The following is a 7184-nucleotide window of genomic DNA, read 5'->3' on the forward strand; positions in this document are numbered from 1 at the left end:
CCCTCTTTGATTTTCAAATCCTTGGCATCCTTTGCATCGGTGATATCAGGATGCTCGTCCATAACCTGGGTGAACCGTTCAAAGCTTGCCATGCCCTGCTGCAGTTGTTCAGTGAAGTTGATCAGCCGATCAATGGGAGGAAGCACCACTCCTACATACAGGATAAAAGTCACCAGGTCGTAGGACTCGACCCTGCCCATGAAAATGAGCAGGGAGCCGCCTGCAACGGTGCAAAAGTAGTACATTTCACGAAACAATCCGATTACCGAGTGATAGCGGCCCATCACCTTGTACTGCTCCATCTTGCTGTCCCTCAGCACATCGTTGACCTGATTGAACTTCTCTTCCTGATAGGACTCCCTGCCAAAAGACTTCACTTCCCGGATTCCCATCAGCGAATTCTCGACATTGCTGTTCACATCGGCAACCGTGCTGCGGACCTTGCGGAAGGTTGCCTTCATTTTCATGCCGTAATACACCCCGTAGAACACCATGATCGGAAGCGGGATGAGGGAAATCAGGGCAAGAGGAACACTGTAGCTGAACATGAGTATGTACGAGCCGAGAATCGTTGCCACACTGATGATCAGATCCTCGGGGGCATGGTGGGCGGTCTCGGTGATCTGGAACAAGTCGTTCGTGATCCGGCTCATCATATGACCGGTCTTGGTCTTGTCAAAGTATCCAAAAGAGAGTTTTTGCAGATGGGAGAACAGCTCACTGCGCATATCCGTCTCCATCCGGACACCCAGGATATGGCCCCACGTTACTCTGACATATTGGCAGACGGCCTGCAGGATGTAGATGAGCAGCATGAGGGCGAATATGACAAGCATATGCTCGAGATTCTTTTCAGGAATCTCGACACGCAGCAGCTGTCTGGTCAGCGACGGAAACAGGATGGAGAGCGCGCTGGCCAGGATGGCCACCCCGATGTCCAGAAAGAAAAGCCCCTTGTAGGGGCGGTAGTATGCAATGAAACGCTTAAGCACCCTACTTCTTCCTCCTGAACAATCGTGCAAAGAACCCGATTTTCATCTCGGGACTCTTGGCCTGATCCTGCTCCTTTGCCACAGGTGCGACAGCTGTTTTCTTCACTGGACTCTTGGAAACCTGAGCCGGACCTTGGCTGGGTGCAACCTGGCCGCCTTCACTCTGATACTGCTGCTTGTAGTAAGCCAATCTCTCTTCGAGCGAAAGATTCTGGATTTCTGCATAGCTCTTGGAGCCTGGTCGCCTGCGTCCAGGCTCAACAGGTCGTCCCTGCTGCGTCGGCCGTGGTGCTCTTCTTGGTCTGCTTTCCGCAGTCTGCGGCGTTCTCTTGGGAGTACGGCTCCGATCCTGGCTCTTGACCCTGGGAAGCGGTCCCTTCCTGCCCCTGGGGCCGCCGACACCGCCTCTGGTCCTTGAAGGCGAGGAGGCATACTCATCGTTGCTGACCAGATCGCGGAACGAATAGGAAGCGCTGGCGTCCTCCAACTGAGGAAGATCCCCCTCTTCGGGCCAGATCACCGGAATTTTCATCTGAATGTAATTTTCAATGGGCTCGAGGTTGAATACATACTCTTCGTCGGCCAGGGTGATGGACTTACCACTCTTGCCCGCCCTTGCAGTACGGCCGATACGGTGTACATAGCTCTCAAAATCGTCAGGGATATCATAGTTGACAACCAGCTGCAGGTCATCAATCTGCAGGCCGCGGGCGGCAACATCGGTTGCAACCAGGAACTTGATCTTCCCTTCCTTCATCTGATCGATTGTCTGAAGCCGCTTTGTCTGGGGCATATCCCCCATCAGATACTTGGTTGGATATCCGTTGAGTGAAAGACGTTTGGAGAGCTCGATGCAACGGGCCTTGGTATTGGTGAAAATCAGGCAGTTCTCGGGATCCTCTTTCTTCATCAGCCTCAAAAAAAGGCTGAACTTCTGATCCTTGGAAATGTGGTACAGCTCCTGGGTGATAGCCTTGACGGTAATCTCTTCGGGTTGCACCTCCAGCTCGACCGGATCATTCATGAACGACCATGCAAGATTGCGTACCTTGGTACCCAAGGTGGCCGAGAAGAGCATGGTCTGCCGTTCGGTACAGTCTCTGAGCAGACTGAACATCTTTTGGATGTCGGGATAGAACCCCATGTCGAACAGACGGTCCGCCTCATCAACGACGAAGATGTCAAACTGACGAAAATCAATCTTGTGCATTTTCTGGTAGTCGAGGATACGACCCGGGGTGCAGACAAAAATATCACACCCCTTTTCCAGGATCTCATCCTGCTTGCCGTAGCCTATGCCGCCAAAAAAACACCCCACCGTTACATCTTCCATGGCAGAGGCGAGTTTGAGGGTATCCTCCTCGATCTGCACGGCAAGTTCTCTGGTAGGGGCTACAATGAGGGCCTTCGGCTTGCTTTTGCCCTTTTGTTGGGCTTCTACGAATAACTGAAGAATGGTCAGCACATACACTGCGGTTTTCCCGCTTCCAGTCTTGGACTGGACCATGACATCACGATGGGAAAGACTGACCGGGAGCACCTTTTCTTGTACTTCCGTACAATCGGTGAAACCCGCAGCCTCAATGCCTTTGAGCACTTGCTCACTTAAGGGTAGTTCAATAAATTTCATTGGTACTATATATCGCCTTTACAAGAAATAGCTGTGTTACACAGAAAAGGGGGACCTCGAGGGAGGCCCCTTCCCTATAAAGATAGAGGAAATCATCACTATTGTCCACATCAGCGGATGGAGTTTATCAATCGTCGAGTTCCCAACTTCTGACAAGATGCATGATAGCCAAGGTTTTCTCAAACGGTCCGGGAAAACCAAGCTTGTCTATCCGCGAAAGCGGCATGGCCGCCATGCTGGTGGAGCTGATGAATGCTTCGTCGTAGATGCCTGCCCGAATATCTTGCAAAGCTGGTGCCTGAAAGACAATCCGGTACCCCAAAAGCCGTGCAGCTTTCAACACGCGGTCGCGGGTGATACCCAGCAGAACCTGTTCATCGGCGGCCGTATGGATATCCAAGCCCTTGAAAACAAAAAAATTGCTTCTGGTTCCTTCCAAGACCCTCTGATGCCGGTCGACCAGCAAAGCCTCAAAACAGCCTTGGCTGCGGGCCTCCTCGAGGGCGATATAGTTGAGCAGCAAGTTGCCGGTCTTGCACGAAGGATAGAGACGTTCTCCCTCGAACGTAATGGCTGCGACCCCTTGGGTGTAGTGGGTATCGGGATAGGTGAGCAATGCAGAGGCCAGAACGAAGAGCTGCGGATCCTTTCCGCCATAGAGCTGGATTCTCAGCGAAGCCTCATCGATTGCATCGACCTGTATCAAATCATGCACCCAACCGCTGATCTGCTGATTGGTAAAAGGATGGGTAAGCTTGATGCCCCGACACGAGTTCTCCAGACGTACCAGATGGTCGTCCAAATGCACAACATGGCCTTTTACAACCCGCAGTGCCTCATAGGTTGAGAAACCGAACTGGACCTCCCTGAGGCTCACCGGTACAACAGCATCCTTGGCAAGGATGACCTTGCCGTTATGTATGGCGTGAACACCTACCATGACTCTCTCCTCATCAGGGATACTTGATCAGTTCGCGGGGCTTGCTTCCATTCGGAGGCCCCACATATCCCATTTCCTCCATCTGCTCGACCAAGCGTGCAGCCCGGTTGTACCCTATCTTCAGCCTTCTCTGCAAGTAGGAGGCGGAAGCGCACTTTCGCTCGACAACGATCGTCAAGGCCCGCTGCATGAGCTCATCGTCGTCATTCACATCGACTCCATCCTCGCTCTCCGAATCCGAGGCTTTCTGTTCCTCGTCTTCGAAGAAGGACTCATCGATGAAGTCGGGCACTCCCTGGCTTGAGACGAATTTGACCACCTTCTCAACCTCATGGTCGCTGAGGAATGAGCCTTGGATGCGTTCGGTTGCCGGATTACTGCTGGACATATAGAGCATATCACCCTTTCCCAGCAGCTTGTCGGCACCCTGCTCATCAAGAATGATGCGGCTGTCGGTTGCACTGGTGACGGCAAAAGCAATCCGGGTGGGGATGTTGTTCTTGATGACCCCGGTGATGACATCCACCGAAGGTCGCTGGGTCGCCAGCACCAAATGGATGCCCACAGCCCTGCTCATGGCTGCAAGACGGCTGACCTTGCTCTCCATGTCCTTGCCCACCAGGTGCATCAGGTCGGCAAACTCATCGATGACCACCAAAATATAGGGGAGTTTCTCCCGTGCCAGATGACTGGCCTCAATCTTTTCGTTGTACCCGATGATATTCCGGACACTGAGGCCCTGCAAGAGCTTATAGCGCCTATCCATCTCATAGAGACAGAAATCCAGGGCTTTGAGCGTCCGCTTGGCTTCGGTGATGACCGGAGTAAGCAGGTGTGGAATGCCATTGTAAACGTTCAACTCAACAATCTTCGGATCGACTAGAATCATGCGCACCTGCTTGGGACTGCATCGAAACAGGACCGAACAAATCAACGAATTGACACAGACGCTCTTTCCGCTGCCGGTGGAACCGGCGATCAAGAGGTGCGGAGCCTTGATCACATCGATGACAACAGGCTCTCCCATCAGGTTGCGCCCCAGCACCATCGGAATGCCAAAACTCGTTGGAAGCGAGCCGAGCATCTCCCGAAAACCGATGATGTCCCGCCTTAGATTGGGAATCTCAACCCCGACGGCCGACTTGCCGGGAATCGGGGCAACAATCCGGACCTGGGTGGCTGCCAAAGCGAGTGCGATGTTATCGGAAAGATTGACGATTGAGTTGACCCTCACCCCGGCAGCCGGCAGCAGCTCAAACATGGTGACCGTAGGACCGCGCACAATATTGACCAACTCGACGGTGACATTGAACTCTTGCAACGTGGAGACAAGCACCTCTCCACGTTTGAGCGTAGTCTCGTCAATGACATCAGAAACCTTGGGATAGGTGACCAGCATCGATTCGGAGGGAAATTGGTAGGTGATGCGGTTTGTATTGATCAAGGCGCTGCCGCTCAGGCCGCCGACTCCGCTCGAAGGCTCGAGCAGGTCGGTCTCATCCTCGCTGTCCTGCTCCACTTTCGGGACATCCTCGCTGAAGCCTCCATTGATCGGTCTTGCAGTGCTCTGACCGGCAAAAAGCTTTTCAGTCGGTGCAGAAACAGCAGGCTTGGCGGCCTCAACCTCTCTTTGCATCTCAGAAGCTAAAAGCGGATGTGAAGGGTTCTCCTCATAGCGTACCGAGAGCACCCGTTCCTTGATGGAGAGTGCTTCATCGTTCTGCTTGGGGGCTGCCGGAGCCGGTTCGTCCTGTCTGGTTTGCTGTTGTTCGACAGCCTCAGCCAGCATCCCCTTCGCCCTGCCTTTGGGCTGTTCGATTTTCTCATGTCTCTTATGGGGCGCCTTGCCTACCGCCTCCAACGCCCCTTGGAGAAAACCGGACAGCTGGACCGGTTCCTTCGGCTGCTCCGCCTGTTCACTCTTTGCCTGAGCAAGCTCAAGCTGTTTGCGCTCAAGATAGGATAGTCCGTTGTTTCGCTTGCGTTCTTCAGTAAGCGTATGCAAAGCACCGATGCTGACCTTGCCGTGCACTTGGATCTCATCAACCTGGATTACATCACGCTCGGAAGGCTTGGATATGGAATGACGCCGTTTGGAAAGACTGCCCAAGGGAGGCACTTCTGCGATGGGAGGAAAGTTGACCTGTTGTCGGCCGAGCTCGACACCTTCTTCCTCCTTCTGTTCTGCAACCGGCTTTTTTATCAGGGTGACCTGGTCTTGCTCATCTACCGGCTGTTCACGTTTTGAACGCTTTGCGGATGTAGAGTGCCTGCTCGCTTTCTTTTCTTCTTTCTGTTTCTGTTGCTCGATCTTCTGCTCCATCATCCGCCGGCTGCGCTCCTGTCGCTCAAGCTTGGCAGCACGATACCTATCCAAGGCATCGCCGAGCAAGGTGAAGAGGACGAACATGGCGGTTTCGGCAATAAAAAGCAACACCACCTTGAAAGAGGCGCTGCGTGGGTCGGCAGACGAGGAGAGCAGAAAATCGGAGAAAAAAGGCCTGCTGCTCTCCTGCAAGAGATGGGAAAGGGTGTACAGGGTGTATGTCATGATTGCAGTGAGGGGTATGAGGATATAGGAGAAACGTTTCTTGGAACGGAAACTGAAAATCATGATGCTCCATACAAACAGGAGCAGGGCCAGAGGGGCCAGACCGAAACGGGAAGGATCAACGGTGAAGGAGAAGATTCGACTCAGCGATGCATGCATTCGCTCCAGAAGAGGATTGGTGATACCAAACAACGGGAGAGCAACCAAAGCAGCCACCACAAGCGAGGCGACCAAACAGCCTGCTCCTGCAAGCAACGATATCCGACCTTTCCTTCCCTTCACAAGAAACTCCTCCCTGAATCCGGTAAACACCCCATATTTGAAATGGTATCAAATCTTTTGCAAGAGGCACAGCATGCGGCTCGCATCAAGTCGGGGCACATGAAGGGGTACAAAGCTCGCTTTCCACCTGCTTTTGCACGTTCGCTGTACCTGGACAAGCTCCTCTTCCACTTGGGCTTGCACCGCCTTGTAGGCGCATACATACCCCCCATCGACAAGCAGGTCGGCGACAAGATCGAGAATATCGGCCAAGGGGTGGAACGCCCGAAAAGTAATGAGGTCGAACCGGTCTTTTACTTCCTTCAAGTCCCTGTCGACAACTTGGACACGGTCTGAAAGCGAAGCGCGCAGCAAGGCATTGCGAAGAAAATCCACTCTCCTGCCCATCCGTTCGACCAGGGTAAAGGAGCAGGATGGCAGGGCGATGGCAAGAGGAATGCCGGGAAGCCCCGCACCCGAACCAAAGTCTGCAATCCTGCAGGACGGAAATTCCAGGGCCAGCGAGGCAATAGTCAAAGATCCGCTCAGGCTGTCCAGGATATGGCGAACCACCAACTCCTCACCCTCTGCAGCCACCAACTTATAGACAGGATTGAACAGCTCCAGTTCTGCTATGTAGGCATCCAACTGCTCCCTTTGTCCCTGATCCAGAGCCAGAGAGAGAGAAGAAAGACCTTCGTCAAGCAACGCTTGGTATTTACCTGCCATGTCTTCCTCCCCGGTCGAGATGCACGATCAGAACGGCAATATCGCTGTTCCGCACCCCGTTGATGCGACTGGCCTGCCCGA

At 53.4% G+C, this 7184-nt stretch carries 5 protein-coding genes; all 5 read right to left on the reverse strand.

Annotated elements, in window-relative coordinates; all coding sequences use genetic code 11:
- Window positions 1-992: ABC transporter ATP-binding protein (locus B3F49_RS03755; RefSeq protein ID WP_293909058.1), on the reverse strand; the 992-nt coding region annotated here is incomplete at its 3' end.
- Window position 993: 1 nt separating this feature from the next.
- Window positions 994-2622 (reverse strand): DEAD/DEAH box helicase, encoded by a 1629-nt coding sequence (locus tag B3F49_RS03760; RefSeq protein WP_293909060.1) that lies wholly within the window; start codon window positions 2620-2622, stop codon window positions 994-996.
- Between the two features lie 127 nt (window positions 2623-2749).
- Window positions 2750-3562, reverse strand: a complete 813-nt coding sequence (locus B3F49_RS03765) for an aminotransferase class IV (protein WP_293909062.1) — start codon at window positions 3560-3562, stop codon at window positions 2750-2752.
- Between the two features lie 13 nt (window positions 3563-3575).
- Entirely contained in the window at window positions 3576-6395 is a 2820-nt protein-coding gene (locus tag B3F49_RS03770; protein ID WP_293909064.1) for a DNA translocase FtsK, read from the reverse strand.
- A 48-nt stretch (window positions 6396-6443) separates the two neighbouring features.
- Window positions 6444-7103 (reverse strand): 16S rRNA (guanine(527)-N(7))-methyltransferase RsmG, encoded by a 660-nt coding sequence (gene rsmG, locus B3F49_RS03775; protein ID WP_293895585.1) that lies wholly within the window; start codon window positions 7101-7103, stop codon window positions 6444-6446.
- Window positions 7104-7184: the final 81 nt, after the last annotated feature.

The organism is Sphaerochaeta sp. UBA5836 (assembly GCF_002432845.1).
Classification (GTDB): Bacteria; Spirochaetota; Spirochaetia; order Sphaerochaetales; family Sphaerochaetaceae; genus Sphaerochaeta.